The 18,018-nt window shown below is 42.5% G+C and carries 18 protein-coding genes; 17 read left to right on the top strand and 1 reads right to left on the bottom strand.

Going from position 1 to position 18,018, the window contains the following annotated elements; translation table 11 throughout:
- The first annotated feature begins 55 nt into the window (after positions 1-55).
- The 10 genes from yqiS to WAM07_RS16385 all read left to right on the top strand — a co-directional run bounded on the left by yqiS (position 56) and on the right by WAM07_RS16385 (position 10,141).
- Positions 56-958 carry a phosphate butyryltransferase gene (yqiS, locus tag WAM07_RS16430; RefSeq protein ID WP_422168494.1) on the top strand — a complete coding sequence of 301 codons (903 nt, stop codon included), beginning with the start codon at positions 56-58 and terminating at the stop codon, positions 956-958.
- 12 nt (positions 959-970) lie between these two features.
- The gene (bcd, locus tag WAM07_RS16425) at positions 971-2,065 is read left to right on the top strand and encodes a branched-chain amino acid dehydrogenase (RefSeq protein ID WP_224892731.1); all 1,095 of its coding nucleotides are present in this window, start codon (positions 971-973) and stop codon (positions 2,063-2,065) included.
- 24 nt (positions 2,066-2,089) lie between these two features.
- Positions 2,090-3,175, top strand: coding sequence for a butyrate kinase (gene buk, locus WAM07_RS16420; protein WP_422168493.1), 1,086 nt, complete (start codon positions 2,090-2,092; stop codon positions 3,173-3,175).
- A gap of 14 nt (positions 3,176-3,189) precedes the next feature.
- Positions 3,190-4,611, top strand: coding sequence for a dihydrolipoyl dehydrogenase (gene lpdA / locus WAM07_RS16415; RefSeq protein WP_422168492.1), 1,422 nt, complete (start codon positions 3,190-3,192; stop codon positions 4,609-4,611).
- Positions 4,612-4,628: 17 nt separating this feature from the next.
- A complete protein-coding gene (locus tag WAM07_RS16410; protein ID WP_422168491.1) occupies positions 4,629-5,630 on the top strand; it encodes a thiamine pyrophosphate-dependent dehydrogenase E1 component subunit alpha in 1,002 nt (333 codons plus the stop codon).
- A 15-nt stretch (positions 5,631-5,645) separates the two neighbouring features.
- Positions 5,646-6,629, top strand: coding sequence for an alpha-ketoacid dehydrogenase subunit beta (locus tag WAM07_RS16405; RefSeq protein WP_422168490.1), 984 nt, complete (start codon positions 5,646-5,648; stop codon positions 6,627-6,629).
- Between the two features lie 16 nt (positions 6,630-6,645).
- Complete coding sequence (locus WAM07_RS16400; protein WP_422168489.1) at positions 6,646-7,965, top strand: dihydrolipoamide acetyltransferase family protein; 1,320 nt, start codon at positions 6,646-6,648, stop codon at positions 7,963-7,965.
- 148 nt (positions 7,966-8,113) lie between these two features.
- On the top strand, positions 8,114-8,545 hold the full coding sequence (locus WAM07_RS16395) for a BrxA/BrxB family bacilliredoxin (RefSeq protein ID WP_224892726.1): 432 nt from the start codon (positions 8,114-8,116) through the stop codon (positions 8,543-8,545).
- A 79-nt stretch (positions 8,546-8,624) separates the two neighbouring features.
- On the top strand, positions 8,625-9,563 hold the full coding sequence (locus WAM07_RS16390) for an aromatic acid exporter family protein (RefSeq protein WP_422168488.1): 939 nt from the start codon (positions 8,625-8,627) through the stop codon (positions 9,561-9,563).
- A gap of 47 nt (positions 9,564-9,610) precedes the next feature.
- Positions 9,611-10,141 (top strand): L,D-transpeptidase, encoded by a 531-nt coding sequence (locus tag WAM07_RS16385; RefSeq protein WP_422168487.1) that lies wholly within the window; start codon positions 9,611-9,613, stop codon positions 10,139-10,141.
- A 60-nt stretch (positions 10,142-10,201) separates the two neighbouring features.
- Here WAM07_RS16385 and prli42 read toward each other — a convergent pair whose 3' ends face one another.
- The gene (gene prli42, locus WAM07_RS16380; RefSeq protein ID WP_422168486.1) at positions 10,202-10,342 is read right to left on the bottom strand and encodes a stressosome-associated protein Prli42; all 141 of its coding nucleotides are present in this window, start codon (positions 10,340-10,342) and stop codon (positions 10,202-10,204) included.
- A 177-nt stretch (positions 10,343-10,519) separates the two neighbouring features.
- Here prli42 and WAM07_RS16375 point away from each other — a divergent pair, with 177 nt between their 5' ends.
- The 7 genes from WAM07_RS16375 (at position 10,520) to WAM07_RS16345 (ending at position 17,511) form a co-directional block, all read left to right on the top strand.
- Positions 10,520-12,175: an acyl-CoA mutase large subunit family protein gene (locus WAM07_RS16375; protein WP_422168485.1), complete on the top strand. Its 1,656-nt coding sequence runs from the start codon at positions 10,520-10,522 to the stop codon at positions 12,173-12,175.
- A gap of 15 nt (positions 12,176-12,190) precedes the next feature.
- Positions 12,191-13,003 carry a methylmalonyl-CoA epimerase gene (gene mce / locus WAM07_RS16370; RefSeq protein ID WP_422168484.1) on the top strand — a complete coding sequence of 271 codons (813 nt, stop codon included), beginning with the start codon at positions 12,191-12,193 and terminating at the stop codon, positions 13,001-13,003.
- A gap of 6 nt (positions 13,004-13,009) precedes the next feature.
- Positions 13,010-14,557, top strand: a complete 1,548-nt coding sequence (locus WAM07_RS16365; protein ID WP_422168483.1) for an acyl-CoA carboxylase subunit beta — start codon at positions 13,010-13,012, stop codon at positions 14,555-14,557.
- A 69-nt stretch (positions 14,558-14,626) separates the two neighbouring features.
- Positions 14,627-15,754 carry a M20/M25/M40 family metallo-hydrolase gene (locus WAM07_RS16360; RefSeq protein WP_422168482.1) on the top strand — a complete coding sequence of 376 codons (1,128 nt, stop codon included), beginning with the start codon at positions 14,627-14,629 and terminating at the stop codon, positions 15,752-15,754.
- 123 nt (positions 15,755-15,877) lie between these two features.
- The gene (locus WAM07_RS16355) at positions 15,878-17,125 is read left to right on the top strand and encodes a DNA polymerase IV (protein WP_422168481.1); all 1,248 of its coding nucleotides are present in this window, start codon (positions 15,878-15,880) and stop codon (positions 17,123-17,125) included.
- Between the two features lie 77 nt (positions 17,126-17,202).
- On the top strand, positions 17,203-17,331 hold the full coding sequence (locus WAM07_RS16350; RefSeq protein WP_422168480.1) for a YpzI family protein: 129 nt from the start codon (positions 17,203-17,205) through the stop codon (positions 17,329-17,331).
- A gap of 27 nt (positions 17,332-17,358) precedes the next feature.
- Positions 17,359-17,511, top strand: coding sequence for a small acid-soluble spore protein P (locus WAM07_RS16345; protein ID WP_041601354.1), 153 nt, complete (start codon positions 17,359-17,361; stop codon positions 17,509-17,511).
- Positions 17,512-18,018: the final 507 nt, after the last annotated feature.

Here is an 18,018-nt window from a genome sequence, read left to right as displayed (position 1 = left end):
TGGGGTCCATTGAGTTGGCACGAATCTTGCATTATTTATAAGAAGAGGTGACAGAATGAGAACCTTAGATCAAATGGTGGCCCAGGTTAATCGTGCAGAATTGAAAACCGTTGCAGTAGCTCAGGCTGAAGATGAAGAAGTCTTGAGAGCGGTTAAGCAAACACGAGAACTGGGAATTGGCAGGTTTCTTCTTACAGGAGATAAACTGGCTATTACAGAACTTGCAGAAAAGATGAATATAGATTTGCAAGATGAAGGGATAACCCTTCTGGATTGTTCACGTGAAAAGGCTGCACATGAAGCCGTAAAAGCCGTTCATAATCAAGAAGCTCACGTTGTAATGAAAGGAAATGTTGATACTAAAACACTGCTTAAAGCGGTATTAGATAAACAATATGGCCTTAGAGCTGGTGGGGTCTTATCCCATGTTGCCCTCTTTGAAGTACCGGGGCAGGACAATTTAATATTCTTAACTGATGCGGCAATGAACATTGCCCCAACCCTGGAAGAGAAGGTTCAGATCATAAATAATGCCGTAAAAGTAGCGAGCTTAGCAGGATGGAACTTACCGAAGGTTGCTGTCCTTGCTGCTGTAGAAGTAGTTAATCCGGCTATGCCAGCTACTGAGGATGCTGCAATATTAACTCAAATGAACCGCCGGGGACAGATTAGTGGTTGTATTGTGGATGGACCGCTTGCTTTTGATAATGCGGTTGATAAACAAGCGGCTGAACATAAAGGGGTGCAGTCAGAAGTGGCAGGACAAGCGGATATACTAATGGTGCCAACTATAGAAGTGGCCAACGCCTTATACAAGTCGTTTATGTATTTCGCTGGTGCCAAAGTCGCTGCTGTAATAAGTGGAGCCAAAGCACCCATTGTATTGACTTCACGAGCTGATTCAGCAGAAAGTAAGGTTTATTCACTAGCACTGGCATTACAGTCCAGCAAACAATAGGAGGAATTGAAAATGCAAATTTTTAAATACATGAAAGAGTACGATTACGAACAACTATTATTTTGTCAGGATGAACAATCTGGTTTGAAAGCTATTATTGCCATCCATGATACTACTTTAGGGCCGGCACTTGGCGGAACACGCATGTGGACCTACGCCTCTGAAGAGGATGCAATTGAGGATGCTCTCCGATTAGCTAAAGGGATGACTTATAAGAATGCAGCTGCTGGATTGAATCTTGGCGGAGGAAAAACGGTCATCATAGGAGACCCCAAGACAGAAAAGAACGAAGAAATGTTCCGGGCATTCGGCCGCTTTATACAAGGTTTGAATGGGCGATACATTACGGCTGAAGACGTAGGGACAACCGTTCAGGATATGGATTTAATTCATGAAGAAACGGATTACGTAACAGGTATATCTCCAGCATTCGGCTCCTCAGGAAACCCTTCTCCAGTGACAGCTTATGGTGTATACAGAGGGATGAAAGCAGCCGCAAAAGAAGGCTTTGGCAGTGATTCTCTAGAAGGAAAAACGGTTGCTGTACAAGGGGTAGGGAACGTTGCTTTCACCCTTTGCCGTCACTTGCACGAAGAAGGAGCGCATTTGATTGTCACCGATATTAATAAGGAAGCTGTTCAGCGTGCTGTAGATGAATTCGGTGCTGAAGCAGTGGAGACTGAAGACATATATAGCGTAGACTGTGATATATATGCTCCTTGTGCTTTAGGCGCAACCATTAATGACGAAACTATTCCTCAGTTAAAAGCGAAAGTCATTGCGGGAGCAGCTAACAACCAGTTAAAAGATACTTCCCATGGTGACCTTCTCCACGAGAAAGGCGTAGTCTATACTCCAGATTACGTTATTAATGCGGGCGGAGTGATTAATGTAGCTGATGAACTCCACGGTTACAATAAAGAGCGAGCTATGAAGCGAGTAGAAACTATTTATGATAATGTCTCCCGTGTATTCGAAATCTCCCGTCGTGATAATATACCTACTTATAAAGCAGCCGACCGCATGGCAGAGGAACGCATTGAACGTCTGCGTCGCTCTCGGAGCCAGTTTCTTCAAAACGGCCACCACATTTTAAGCAGGAAATAAGTACGGGTATGGAGGTCGAAGACATTGCAAAATCATCGCATACTAGTAATTAATCCTGGCTCTACATCGACGAAGATCGGCGTCTTTGATGATGAAGACGCTATTTTTGAAAAGACAATTAGGCATCAGCCGGAAGAAATCAATCAATTTAATAAAATTATTGACCAGTACGAATTCAGGAAGCAGGTCATTCTCAATGAACTCGATCAAGAAGGAATTAATATCAGTAAGTTGAGTGCTGTTTGTGGAAGAGGCGGTTTGCTTCGGCCTATTGAAGGAGGCACTTACGAAGTCAATGAAGCTATGCTTGAGGATTTGAAAAACGGCTACAATGGTGAACATGCTTCCAATCTGGGCGGAATTATAGCTAATGAAATAGCAAAGGGGCTAAATATTGGAGCTTATATTGTTGATCCTGTTGTAGTGGATGAGCTTCAGGATATAGCCAGAGTCTCCGGGGTTCCTGAAATTCCCCGTAAAAGTATTTTTCACGCTTTAAACCAGAAAGCAGTAGCTCGGCGCGCTGCAAAAGATTTAGAGAAATCCTATAAAGACACCCGCTTGATTGTCACTCATATGGGGGGTGGCATTACTGTGGGAGCTCATGCCAACGGCCGTGTTGTCGACGTTAACAATGGTCTTCATGGGGATGGGCCCTTTTCGCCGGAGAGGGCTGGAACGGTTCCCGCAGGGGATCTTGTATCTCTTTGTTTTTCAGGGCAATACTACAGAGATGAAGTCATGAAAAAGTTGGTAGGGCAAGGTGGGTTAATGGCCTACTTAGATACAAACGATGCTAGAGAAATAGAAAAGATGGTCCAGCACGGTGATCGAAAAGCGAAACTGGTTTATGAAGCCATGGCTTACCAGATCGCTAAAGAAATAGGGAGTATGAGTGCGGCTCTTGAAGGGAAAGTAGATGCGATAGCGCTCACCGGAGGGCTTGCCTATGGTAAAACATTCGTGGAAGAAATATCAAAACGAATCCACTGGATTGCTGATGTACTTGTCTATCCAGGTGAGAATGAATTAGAGGCTTTAAACGAAGGTACTTTACGAATACTGAATCATGAAGAAGTTCCAAAGCAGTATCCTAATTTTATAGAATAGGAAGGAGAGTCCACATGGCTGAAGAATATGATTTAGTCGTTCTCGGGGGCGGAACAGGCGGTTACGTCGCAGCTATCCGTGCTTCGAAGCTTGGACTTAAAGTAGCAATTGTTGAGAAACGTGAACTTGGAGGGACATGCCTTCACCGGGGATGCATACCATCGAAAGCCTTACTCAGAAGTGCAGAGGTTTTCCGTCAGACAAAGGAAGCGGAAGATTTTGGTGTGACAGTTCAAGAGCCAACGCTTAATTTCACTAAGGTTCAAGAGCGTAAACAATCAATTGTAGACACCCTACATAATGGTGTGCAAGGTTTAATGAAGAAAGGGAAAATTGATATTTTTGAAGGATTTGGAAGAATTCTTGGTCCTTCCATTTTCTCACCGACAGCGGGAACAATATCTGTGGAAATGAATAATGGGGAAGAAAACGAAATGTTAATTCCTAAAAATGTATTAATAGCTACCGGTTCAAGTCCTAAGTCTCTACCAGGGCTGGAAGTGGACGGAAAACAGGTAATGACTTCAGATGAAGCCCTCTATATGGAAGAATTACCATCTTCTATTGTAATTGTAGGCGGGGGAGTCATAGGAATCGAATGGGCCTCCATGCTTTCAGATTTTGGAGTCAAAGTCACTGTACTTGAGTATATGTCTCAGATCTTACCGACAGAGGATCAGGATGTCGTCAAGGAAATGCAAAAACAAATGAAGAAAAAAGGAATTAATATTGTAACGAGTGCCAAAGTGATGCCGGAAACCCTTAATAAAGAGGAAGGCATTTCTATCCAGGCAGAAGTAGACGGTGAAGCAATTACTTATGAAGCTGACCGAATGCTTGTCTCGGTGGGGCGTGCGGCCAACGTTAAAAATATTGGTCTGGAAAATACAGATATTGTAGTTGAAAATGGTGTAATTCAGACCAATTCCTATTACCAGACGAAAGAAAGTCATATTTATGCGATTGGCGACGTAATCGGCGGGATGCAACTGGCTCATGTGGCTTCTCATGAAGGGATTACAGCAGTTGAACATATGGCTAACCAAAACCCTCACTCAATGAACTATAATCATGTGCCTACTTGCATTTATTCAAATCCTGAGGTAGCGAGTGTAGGTTTGACGGAACAGCAGGCTAAAGATGAGAATTATAATATAAAGACTGGGAAATTTCCATTTCAGGCTATTGGTAAAGCTCTTGTTTTTGGAGAAACCGATGGGTTCGTAAAAATCATCGCTGATAAAGATACAGACGATCTTTTAGGAGTTCATATGGTAGGTCCGCATGTAACGGATATGATATCTGAAGCAGGTCTTGCGAAAGTACTGGATGCCACTCCATGGGAAATTGCTGAGAGTATTCACCCGCATCCGACGCTCGCAGAAGCAATTGGAGAAGCAGCTATGGCTGTAGATGGTAATCAAATCCACGGATAAATAAAGGAGGGGGAAATATGGCTGAAAACCGCCATAAATCATTAGGACTTAGTGACGAAGAAGTTTTAGATTTGTTCCGAACCATGCTTATGGCAAGAAAGATTGACGAAAGAATGTGGCTATTGAACCGTGCAGGTAAAATTCCATTTGTTATTTCATGTCAAGGTCAGGAGGCTGCCCAAGTAGGTGCTTCCTATGCTCTTGACCGAACCAAAGACTATGCTTTGCCTTACTACCGGGACATGGGAGTTGTCCTTTCCTTTGGCATGACACCTCAGGATTTGATGCTTTCTGGTTTTGCTAAAGCGGAGGACCCGAATTCAGGTGGACGTCAAATGCCAGGTCACTTCGGACAGAAGAAAAACAGGATTGTAACAGGTTCATCTCCAGTAACGACTCAAGTACCCCACGCAGTAGGTATAGCCCTGGCTGGAAAGATGGAAAAGAAAGATTTTGTGTCACTTGTGACTTTCGGTGAAGGTTCCTCCAATCAGGGTGATTTCCATGAAGGAGCAAACTTTGCAGGCGTTCATAAACTTCCAGTTATCTTTATGGTAGAAAATAATAAATATGCCATCTCTGTACCTGTCTCGAAACAGCTTGCCTGTGAAAAGGTTTCTGACCGTGCCATCGGATATGGTATGCCTGGTTTTACTGTGGATGGGAATGACCCACTAGCCGTTTATGAGGCAGTTAAAGCTGCGGCAGACCGTGGCAGAAACGGCGAAGGCCCTACCCTGATTGAAACAGTATCCTATCGTCTGACCCCTCACTCCAGTGATGACGATGATCGCACATACAGGGAGCGGGAAGAAGTAGATGAAGCTAAAAAGAAAGATTCTATAGTTACTTTTGCGAATTACTTACGCGAACAAAACATACTGACTGAAGAGATAGAAACCGAAATGAATGAAGAGATTAATCAAATTGTCAATGATGCAACTGATTATGCTGAGAATGCCTCATATGCTGAAGCGGAATCGGCAATGAAGTACGTCTATGAAGAGAATGAAGAGTAAGGAGGGGGAATAAAAATGGCAGTTATATCTTATATTCAGGCTGTAACGCAGGCTTTAAGAGAAGAGATGAAGCGGGACGATAAAGTTTTCGTGCTTGGAGAGGACGTCGGTAAGCGAGGCGGGGTCTTCCGCGCTACAGACGGACTCTATGATGAGTTTGGAGAAGATCGCGTTCTTGATACACCCCTCGCTGAATCTGCAATCGCAGGTGTTGGAATTGGGGCTGCTATGTATGGAATGAGACCGGTAGCAGAAATGCAGTTCGCTGACTTCATCATGCCTGCAGTGAACCAGATTATTTCCGAAGCTGCTAAGACGCGCTATCGTTCTAATAACGATTGGAGTGTGCCAATGACGATTCGTGCTCCTTACGGTGGTGGTGTACACGGGGCTCTCTATCATTCTCAATCGGTGGAAGCTGTCTTCGCAAACCAGCCTGGGCTAAAAATTGTAATGCCTTCAACTCCATACGATGTGAAAGGGCTGTTGAAAGCTTCCATCCGTGATAATGACCCAGTTCTATTCTTTGAACACAAGCGAGCTTACCGTCTGATTAAAGGAGAAGTTCCTGAAGAGGATTATACGCTACCTATTGGAAAAGCGGATGTTAAAAGAGAAGGTTCAGATATTACTGTGATTACTTACGGTCTGTGTGTGCACTTTGCGCTGCAGGCGGCTGAAAAGTTAGCTGAAGAAGGAATTGACGCTCACATCCTTGATTTGAGAACCGTCTATCCATTGGATCAGCAAGGTATTATTGAAGCCGCTTCGAAAACAGGAAAGGTTCTTTTAGTTACAGAGGATAACAAAGAAGGCGGCATTATTTCCGAAGTATCAGCGATCATCAGTGAAAATTGCTTATTTGATCTCGATGCACCTGTCCAGCGTCTTGCAGGTCCTGACATTCCGTCCATGCCTTATGCACCGACAATGGAAAAGTTTTTCATGATGAACCCGGATAAAGTAGAAAAAGCAATGCGGGATCTCGCTGAATTTTAATTAAGGAGGAGTTCGTGTGGGCGTAGAAAAAATCAATATGCCTCAGCTTGGGGAAAGTGTTACAGAAGGTACGATCAGTACATGGCTGGTTGAGCCTGGTGATCAAGTAAATAAATATGACCCAATAGCTGAAGTTATGACTGATAAAGTGAACGCAGAAGTACCATCTTCCTTCACAGGGGTAATAAAAGAACTTGTAGCGGAAGAAGGGGAGACCCTGGCCGTTGGTGATTTAATGTGCCATATTGAAGTAGAAGGCTCAGCTTCTGAAGAAAAGTCAGAGGAATCTAAAGCTGAAGAAGAACCGGTCAAGCAAGAAAAGAAACTTGAAGAGAAGAAAACGACCACTTCCCAAAAGTCCGATCAGCCTAAAAAGGACAAAGGGAATAAAAAGCGCTACTCTCCTGCTGTAATGACTCTTGCCCAAGATCATGAAATTGATTTAAATCAAGTTGAAGGATCGGGACGTGGAGGACGAATCACGCGTAAAGACATTGAGAAAATTATTGAAAGTGGAGAGATTCCACAAGTCGAGAAAAATGCGGAGGGAAATGCACAGCCTTCTGCTCAACCTGCCGCTGCTTCTTCTGAAAAACAAACACCAGCTGCTGCCGCTTCCAATGTACAAGCAGGAGAAGGTGACATTGAAATCCCTGTGAACGGTGTTCGTAAAGCGATTGCAGCAAACATGGTGAAATCTAAAACTGAAATTCCACATGCGTGGATGATGGTAGAAGTAGATGTTACTAACCTGGTGGAACTTCGGAATGCAAAGAAAAAGCAGTTTAAAGAAAAAGAAGGATTTAGCTTAACCTACTTTGCTTTCTTTGTAAAAGCTGTAGCACAAGCCTTAAAAGAATACCCGCAGTTAAACAGTACTTGGGGCGGAGACAAGATCATCCAGCGAAAAGCCATTAATTTAAATATTGCTGTGGCTAAAGAAGATCAACTATTTGTACCCGTTATCCGTGATGCTGATGAAAAGAGCATTAAAGGAATTGCCAAAGATATTACTGATTTAGCTGGTAAAGCAAGAGATGGTAAGTTGACTTCTAAAGATATGGAAGGCGGCACATTTACCGTCAATAACACGGGTTCCTTTGGTTCTGTACAATCTATGGGGGTTATTAACCATCCGCAGGCAGCTATTCTTCAGGTGGAATCCATTGTGAAAAGACCTGTATATCAGAATGGCATGTTCGGGGCACGTGACATGGTAAATCTCTGTCTCTCCTTAGATCACAGGGTATTGGACGGGCTGGTTGCAGGTAATTTCCTGGCACGTGTTAAGGAGATTCTAGAAAAAATGTCTGAAGATAATACTTCAGTCTATTAATACTAAGAAAGCTGTTCCTAAGTGATTATCTGGGAGCAGCTTTCATCGTATATCCGCACAACCTTTGATCGGGTTAACTCAATTGGATTGAAAGACGATGAATATCTTGGTAAAATGACTCTAGTACTTAATAAAGGAGCCATGCTACATGGATTTTAATATTTTCATGAACGACGTTGTAACGCAAGCGCGCGATGAGATCAAACAAGCGGGTTACAACGAATTAACAACACCCGAAGAAGTTGATGAAGCTTTAAATAAAGAAGGCACAACACTAGTTATGATTAATTCTGTTTGTGGTTGTGCTGGAGGTATTGCTCGGCCGGCAGCAGCTCATGCCATTCACTATGATAAACGGCCGGACCAGCTGGTTACTGTATTTGCCGGTCAGGACCGGGAAGCTACCAACCGTGCAAGAGAATATTTTGAAGGTTACCCTCCATCCTCACCTTCATTTGCACTATTAAAAGATGGAAAAATCCAGACAATGGTCGAACGTCATGATATCGAAGGTTTTGAGCCAATGGAAGTCATCGGTAAGCTTCAGCGCAGCTTTGATGAGTATTGTGAAGAAGTATAATCATACGTTTAAGGGATCTTTGTACTTACAAAGGTCCCTTTTTTGATATAAATTACGAGTATCGAGGTGAAAAAAAGATTTGAAGATCGGCTATCGTACGATAAAAACAGCGCTTGGCACGCCAATCGCCATTTGGATTGCACAGCTGCTTCAATTGGAGAACTTTGTTTCAGCCGGAATATTAACCATTCTCTGTATTCAAATCACCCGAAAGCGCTCTTTTCTAACTTCCTGGCACCGCTTTTCTGCCTGCTTGTTAGCCATGGGATTTTCCTACATTTTCTTTGAAATACTCATTGGCTATAACCCAATTGCTATTGGTCTGATGCTTTTTGCATTTATTCCAGTGACTGTAAGGTTAAAGTTAACACAGGGAATCGTCACCAGTTCGGTTATTATTCTCCATTTGTATATCTCAGGTGATATTGGATGGAGTATTATTTGGAACGAAATTATATTAATTACTGTAGGTATTGGTACTGCTCTACTGTTAAATTTATATATGCCAAGTTTAGAAAATAAATTAGAGGATTATCAGAGAAGAGTAGAAGAAAATTTCAGGGTAATCCTTAAAGAGATTGCGACCTACCTAAGAGAAGGCAGGGATTCCTGGACAGGAAAAGAAATGGATGAAACGGAAGAAATTCTGGAGAAAGCCACATCACTCGCTTTTCGAGATGTAGAAAATCATCTTTTGCGGATTCATAATCGTCATTATCATTATTTTCATATGAGGACAAAACAATTTGATTTATTACAGCGAATGCTGCCCCTGGTTAGTCGTATTACGCCTCCGTCCAAACACGGTGGCAGAATTGGGGATTTCTTTGATGAACTAGCCGAGGCAGTTCATCCAGGAAATACAGCTGTACTATTTCTGCATCAGTTAAACGATATGAAAGAGGAATTCCGTGAGGACGAGCTTCCCGAAACGAGAGAAGAATTTGAAGCTCGTGCTAGTCTCTTTCACCTATTACATGAGATTGAACAGTATTTAATTTTTAAGAGCTCTTTTTAGTATATGTATAACCCTCATTTGCAGGGGAAAACTTGAACTAAAAGAGGATGAGACTTATGCATTTGACGATGTTAGTCATGATGATGTTCCTCCCATTACTTCCGCCGCAAATCAATGAAGAACCGGTGATCATAGTTAATAAAGCAACACATGAACTTTCTGTCTTTGAGGAAGGAAGTGAGGTGTTTAACGCCTCTGCCGCCATAGGCAAAACTTCCGACTTAACCCCGGAAGGTCAATTTCATGTCAAAGTTAAAGCTAAAGACCCTTACTATCGGAAAAAGAATATTCCCGGTGGAACGCAAGAAAATCCCCTGGGGACCCGTTGGATTGGGTTTGACGCTCGGGGTACCGATGGAAGAATATATGGAATACATGGCACTAACCGGCCTGAATCAATTGGTAAGTCAGTATCGGCTGGCTGTATCCGACTTCAAAATAAAGATGTAGAAAAACTGTTTGATATAATCTCATTAGAATCCGAAGTGGTCATTGTAAAAAGCAATGACGAAATGAAAAGCATTTATGACTCTTGGATAAGAGATGGATTGAACAGGCTGCTTAACCCTGCCACATAAAAAAAACTGCCGGAAGCCTGACTAGGCTTCCGGCAGTTTTTTTATATTTTCCTGTAAACGTTATAAGAAAAATGAAGCACCAGCTAAGAGAGTCGACAGAACCATAGAAAGGATCATCAAATAGATTACCACTTTCGTACGCTTTTCTCGCTTAGATTTCTTCTTTTTCGTTGGTTGATGCTGCTTATTGTTTGCTGCCAAGGTTTTTAACCTCCTTCTTGCTCCATCCTACCCAACATTCTATCGAAAAACATTCATTTGGACAAGGGCAGGAAATCAATTACAATATAAATGAGAATTTTACTAATTTTTAGGTAGGTAAGCGCTTCATTTCTGGTATGCTAGAGAGGGACTTATTGATAAGAGGAGGCATTTTATATGACCCGTTCATCCAACTATGATCATTCTAAACAAGCTTGGGAAAAAGATGTCGAAAAAACATCGGCACGATTCCCAGAACGCAAATCATCATTTATAACAAGTTCTGAATTACCGATCGACCGTTTATATGAACCGTCTCAAAGTGAGGAGCAATACATAGAGGAAATCGGCTTTCCCGGTCAGTACCCTTATACAAGGGGAATTCAGCCTACAATGTACCGAAGCCGATACTGGACCATGCGTCAATATGCAGGGTTTGGTTCAGCCGAAGAAACAAATGAACGTTTTCGATACTTACTGAAGCAGGGTCAGACAGGTTTGTCAGTAGCTTTCGATCTTCCGACTCAAATAGGCTATGACTCGGATGATCCAATGGCAGAAGGAGAAGTAGGCAAAGTAGGTGTAGCCATTGATTCTCTTCATGATATGGAACAACTATTCCATGAAATTCCATTGGATCAAGTCAGCACATCGATGACGATTAATGCACCGGCTTCTATTTTGCTTGCCATGTACATTGCCGTTGGGGAAAAACAAGGGGTAAAACCTGAAAAGCTTACGGGTACTATTCAAAATGACATTTTGAAAGAATATATCGCAAGAGGAACGTATATCTATCCGCCAAAACCTTCAATGAGATTAATCACTGACATTTTTGCTTATTGTCAAACTCATTTGCCCAAGTTTAATACCATAAGTATTTCAGGATATCACATACGGGAAGCGGGTTCTACAGCAGTCCAGGAGGTTGCCTTTACTCTTGCTAATGGAATGGCTTATGTAGATGCGGCCATTGAAGCAGGCCTGGAAGTGGATCAGTTTGCACCGAGGCTGGCATTCTTCTTCAATGCTCATAATCAATTTTTTGAAGAAGCAGCTAAATTCAGGGCAGCACGAAGAATGTGGGCCAAGATTATGAAAGAGCATTACGGAGCGGAAAACCCTAAAAGCTGGAAACTGCGGTTCCATACGCAGACAGGCGGAAGTACTCTGACTGCCCAGCAGCCGGACAATAATATTGTTCGTGTTACTTTGCAAGCGCTTGCTGCTGTTATGGGAGGTACGCAGAGTCTGCACACTAATTCAAGAGATGAAGCTCTGGCGCTTCCAACAGAAGATTCAGCAAGGATTGCATTAAGAACCCAGCAGATTATAGCAAATGAGAGCGGGGTTGCTGATACGATCGATCCTCTTGGGGGCTCTTACTACGTCGAAGCACTTACAGATCAGATTGAAAAGGAAGCTAACGAATACATTGATCGAATAAAGAAATTGGGTGGAGCTGTTCAAGCTGTCGAGGAAGGTTATATGCAGCGTGAAATTCATAAAACTGCTTATGATGCTCAAAAACGACTGGAGGCCAATGAAGATATTGTAGTAGGGCTCAATGAATATCAATTAGATGAAGAAATTCACCAGGATTTATTGAGGGTAGATGAAGCTCTTGAAAAAGCACAAATCGATAAAACTAGGCACGTTAGAAATACGAGGGATGATTCCCAAGTAGACACTTGCTTGGCAGAGCTGCGCAAAGCAGCCCGCTCGAATGATAATGTTATGCCTTTTATTGTCGAAGCGGTTAAAGCTTATGCGACGGTTGGGGAAATTGCAAACGTGATGCGTGATGAATTTGGTGAATACACGGGAATGTAGGAAAGGATGATGGTGATGAAGCCAATACGAGTTTTGATAGCAAAACCTGGTCTTGATGGCCATGACCGAGGTGCATTAATTATTGCCCAGGCGTTAAGAGATCACGGTATGGAAGTTATTTATACAGGTCTGCGGCAGTCTGCAGTACAAATTGCAAGAGCTGCTATACAAGAAGATGTGGATGTTATTGGTCTATCGTCCCTTTCAGGAGCTCATAAGTCGTTATTTCCTAAGGTGGTTGAGTCATTAAAAGAACAAGAAGCAGCAGACATCCCTGTCATAGGAGGCGGGGTCATTCCTGCTGAGGATATTCCTTATCTGGAATCTAAAGGGGTGACCAAGATATTTACCAGTGGCTCCCCTACCGATGCCATTGCCATATATATTAAGCAATTGATTCATAAAGAAACGGTGCAGACACCAAATAAGATTGCTCATATCGGCATAGCTGTAGAAAGCATTGACATGGCGCTTCCATTTTATCAGCATACTCTCGGTCTTGAGCTTGAATCTGTTGAAGAAGTAGATTCCGAGCAGGTAAGGGTAGCTTTTTTAAATATTGGTGAAACAAGAATTGAACTTCTTGAGCCGTTGAGCGACCAATCGGCAATTCAGTCGTTTTTGACTAAAAGAGGTGAAGGAATACACCACATTGCCCTCGAAGTCAATGATATTCATACTCGTCTGGAACAATATAAGGAGCAGGGTGTACCTTTGATTCATGAAGAACCAAAATTAGGAGCTCATGAAAGCCAAATTGCTTTTCTACATCCAAAAGCCGCAAGCGGCGTGCTTTATGAGCTATGTCAACCAAAGTCGGAGGAGTGATCAGCTGTGGATATTTTTGATAAAATCAATGAACTATACGATAAACGCCGTCAGGTCCAAATGGGGGGCGGGGATGAGAGAATAGATAAGCAGCATGAGAAAGGAAAGTGGACAGCGAGAGAGCGGATTGATTACCTAGTAGATGATGATTCATTTATTGAATTGAATCCATTTATTGAACACCGTCACGATGCTTTCGGGATGGATGGAAAAGCTGCTCCTGGTGAAGGGGTAGTTACGGGTTTTGGAAAAATCGACGGGCGGGATATCTATTTATTTGCTCAGGATTTTACCGTATATGGTGGGGCACTCGGCGAGATGCATGCAAAAAAAATAGCAGCCGTAATGGATTTAGCCGTAAAAAATGGAACTCCCTTTATTGGCTTAAATGATTCGGGCGGAGCAAGAATTCAAGAAGGGGTATCTTCTCTGGATGGGTATGGTCAGGTTTTTTACCGTAACTCTATTTATTCAGGAGTTATTCCCCAAATCTCTGTTATTATGGGTCCTTGTGCCGGAGGAGCTGTTTACTCACCTGCGATTACCGATTTTGTTATTATGGTGGAAAAAACCTCACAAATGTTCATAACCGGCCCAAAAGTAATCGAAACCGTAACAGGTGAACAAATATCCTCGGAGGATCTTGGCGGGGCTAAGGTTCATAATACATTGAGTGGAAACGCTCATTTAAAGACGAAAGATGAAGCTGCTGCTCTTGATGCAGTTAAAGATTTAGTCAGCTACCTTCCTCAGAATAACAAAGAAAAACCTCCAGAAGCAGAAGTTATGGAAGATGATAATTATCTTCCTGATCTAACGGACAAGATTCCTTTTGATCCGCTGCGTCCTTATGACGTAAGGATCATAATCGATGAAGTAGTGGATAAAGAATCTTTCTTTGAGATCCATAAAGATTTTGCAAAAAATCTAGTGGTAGGCTTCGCTCGCTTAAATGGAAAAACAGTAGGACTCGTATGTAACCAGCCTAAATACATGGCGGGCGGTCTTGATATTGATTCCAGCGATAAAGCGTCCCGTTTTATTCGTTTTTGTGATGCTTTTAATATTCCATTGATTACTTTCGAAGATGTGACTGGCTTCTTCCCGGGTATTAAGCAAGAACACGGTGGCATCATAAGGCACGGAGCGAAGATCTTGTATGCCTATTCCGAAGCAACCGTGCCAAAACTGACGGTCATTACACGTAAAGCCTATGGTGGTGCATATGTTGCATTAAATAGTAAGTCCATTGGTGCAGATCTTGTTTATGCATGGCCAAATGCCGAAATCGCGGTTATGGGACCTGAAGGCGCAGCGAATATTATTTTTGCAAAGGATATAAAGGAAAGTGAAAACCCTGAAGAGACACGAAAGAGCAAGATCGATGAATATCGGGAGAGGTTTGCTAATCCTTATGTAGCAGCAGGACTCGGCATGGTTGATGATGTGATTGATCCGAGGGAAACGAGGATTACATTAATTAAAGCGTTGGATATGTTAAAAAATAAACATGAAGACCGTCCTTATAAAAAACATGGGAACATCCCTCTTTAATTGACACCACCTCTTAGTTCAGCTAACGTACTAAGAGGATGTGGTTTACATACGAAGGAGGACAATGAAATGGTTATAATTAATAAAGAACGTGTGCTTGAAGAATTCTTAGAATTAGTCCAAGTGGACTCTGAAACGGGAGCTGAAGCTGAGATTTTTGAAGTTCTCAAGAAAAAATTTCAGAACCTTGGACTTGAGGTCTTGGAAGATGATGCAAAATCTATTACCGGTCATGGAGCGAACAATTTAATCTGCAACTTAAAAGGTTCTAAAAAAGAAGCAGACCCTATATATTTTACTTCTCACATGGATACTGTGGTTCCAGGCAATGGAGTAAATCCTTCCGTTAAAGACGGTTATGTCGTAAGTGATGGAACAACGATCCTGGGAGCAGATGATAAAGCCGGAGTAGCAGCGATACTTGAAGCGATTCGTTCCCTTCAAGAGCAGAAGATAGACCATGGAGACTTACAGTTTATTATCACGGTTGGAGAGGAAAGCGGACTTGTAGGAGCGAAAGCACTGGACAGTTCACTTTTAAAAGCTAAATATGGTTATGCCATCGATAGTGATGGGGCAGTCGGAAATATCATTGTAGCCGCGCCTACACAAGCGAAGATTAATGCCGTGGTTAAAGGGAAGACGGCCCATGCTGGTGTCGCTCCTGAAAAAGGAGTTTCTGCTATTACGCTCGCCTCAAAAGCAATTGCCAGAATGCCTCTTGGTCGTATCGATGAGGAAACTACAGCCAATATTGGCCGCTTCGAAGGCGGACAGAAGACGAATATTGTATGCGACCACGTAGAAATATTAGCGGAAGCCCGCTCTTTAGTTCCTGAAAAGATGCAGGAACAAGTGGAGAAAATGAAGCGAGCCTTTCATGAAACAGCAGAAGAAATGGGAGGAGAAGTCGATTTGGATATTGAAATCATGTATCCAGGCTTCAAGCAGAAGGAAGGCGATCAGGTAGTAGAAATCGCTCGCGCAGCTGCATCTAAAATTGGTCGGGAAAGCCAGCTGCTGACAAGTGGAGGTGGCAGTGACGCCAACATTATAGCAGGGTACGGCGTACCTACTGTCAATCTATCAGTAGGCTATGAAGAGATTCATACCAAGAATGAACGTATTCCGGTTGCTGAATTGGAAAAAATTGCTGAATTTGTAACAGCAATTATTCAAGAGGCAGCGGAACAGTAATAGAATCCTAAAAATCCCGGAGATAAATTCCGGGATTTTTTGCGTTAAGTTGATTGTATTCAGACCTTCTTTTCAAATATGTTACAATAGAAGAACAAGAGTTCGAAAAAAGGAAGGATTAATGTGTCTAAATGGTATCCTAAAAATGGACGGGTCATATTTCATGTGGATATGAACAGCTTTTATGCTTCGGTCGAAATGGCATTCGATCCCAAATTAAAAGGAAAGCCGCTTGCGATTGCTGGAAACCCAGAAGAACGGCGAGGAATTGTGGTAACAAGCAGTTATGAGGCAAGGAAGTTTGGTGTAAAAACGACGATGCCTGTTGGAGAGGCTAGACGTTTATGCCCTGAATTAATGGTCATGAGACCTAATTTCGAAAGGTATCGTACGGCTTCAAAAGAGATGTTTAAGATACTGGCAGATGTAACCTCACTCATTCAGCCTGTTTCCATTGATGAAGGATACATGGACATTACGAATTGTGCTTCGCAGGGTTCCCCGCCTGAAATCGCTGAGCGGATTCAACAGCGAATTGCAGATGAACTTGATCTTCCATGCAGTATAGGAATAGCACCAAATAAGTTCTTGGCAAAAATGGCTTCCGATATGAAAAAACCGATGGGAATTACGATACTGAGAAAAAGAGATCTTCAGAATAAGCTGTGGCCGTTACCTATTGAAGAAATGTATGGAGTGGGCGACAAAACTGCAGAAAAGCTGAGAAGAATTAAAGTGGAAACAATAGGAGAACTAGCCGCACATCCTGTCCTTGAATTAAAGCGCTTGCTCGGTATTAATGGAGAGCGCCTGCAAAATCGTGCCAATGGCGATGATCAGCGCCCGGTTGATCCTGATGCGGTTCATGAATTTAAAAGTATTGGTACCTCTACTACTTTACCCGAAGATACTACAGATGATGAGGAAGTGCGGAGTGTGCTGCGAAGATTAACACATAAAGTGGAAGCACGCATGAAAAATAAAAAAGTGCTCGCACAGAATGTACAGCTTATGATTCGTTATCATGACAGAAAAACCGTTACAAGAAGCCGGCAATTAAAGGAGTTCATACAATCAGCTGAAGATTTGTTCCAAGTTTCTTTACAACTCTTTGATGAACATTGGAATCAGGAACCAATACGCCTTCTTGGAATAACAGCTCAAGATCTAGCAGAAAAATCTGAAATTACTCAGCAGCTCGATTTATTTAATTATGAACAATATGCAAGCAAAGAGAAGTTATATAAGGCCATAGATGATCTAACTGAAAAGTATGGAAGTAACCCATTTCAGCCGTTGTCAGCTCCTCAAAATAACACCGTTACCACCAGCTTTCAAAAAGACTTTCTGGATGACTTTAAAAAGGAATAAAGAAGATATTACAAAGAGACAGGAGAGTATGACTCCTGTCTCTTTTCTCATACTAAGAGTGAAAGGAGGATATTTAAATGGGTAAAGATCGGCAAGAAAAGAAATTGAAAAAATCAAGAAAAGTGGAGTCTGACCGAGATCAGCAATTGAGTTATCCAGGGGCTACTGCCATGGAAGGTCCGGAGGAAGCAAGACGGCGCAAATAAATTCAGTTTAAGCAGGAGGAAAAAACGATGTCACCTAGAAAAAAAGGCCCCAAACAGCAAACTAAACCAAATTTGCCAACAGGACCCGACCAGCCTTATGGCACTCCTATAGAGGGATCCCATAAAGTGAAAAATCAAAACCATTCCCGTCAAAATCAGAAAACTTCCCATGATATGTAATATAAAAGGCAGCTCAGCTGCCTTTTATACTGGTTTCATTAAACATTCATGCAAGTATTTCATAATAACGTTATTAAACTAAAGTGCCGGTTTGTTGAAAACTCAGTTACGAGATAAATCGGGGTCCGTTACTTAATACGTATAGGGCTGGTGGGGAAATAACTCGTCTTGTTCCATCCCCCAGACACTCGAGACATAAGCCACTCATCAACGGATTGAAAAACCGCAACCCTTTTGATGGTCGGCTTATGCTTGTCGTGTCTTTCGGGGCGATTGCACATTTGAACACTTTCCTGTGGGGGAACGGCGAGCCTCCTCGGTCGTTATCACTCCCTGTGGGGTCTCTCCTAGTTCCTTCTCCCGTTCTTACACTCAGGATAGTTTAGTCATAAACCAATGCCTAAACGGCGTGGAGTGCTATCCAGCTCCAGCACCTAGCGGCTAGTGAGACTTCCCTCACTTCTGTACGATAAGGCAACATCGAATCGCTCCGCTCTTCGTGTTTTC

Origin of the sequence: Halobacillus sp. (assembly GCF_049282395.1) — a bacterium.
Taxonomy (GTDB): Bacteria; Bacillota; Bacilli; order Bacillales; family Halobacillaceae; genus Halobacillus.
This window is presented reverse-complemented; position numbering and strand designations above follow the sequence as displayed.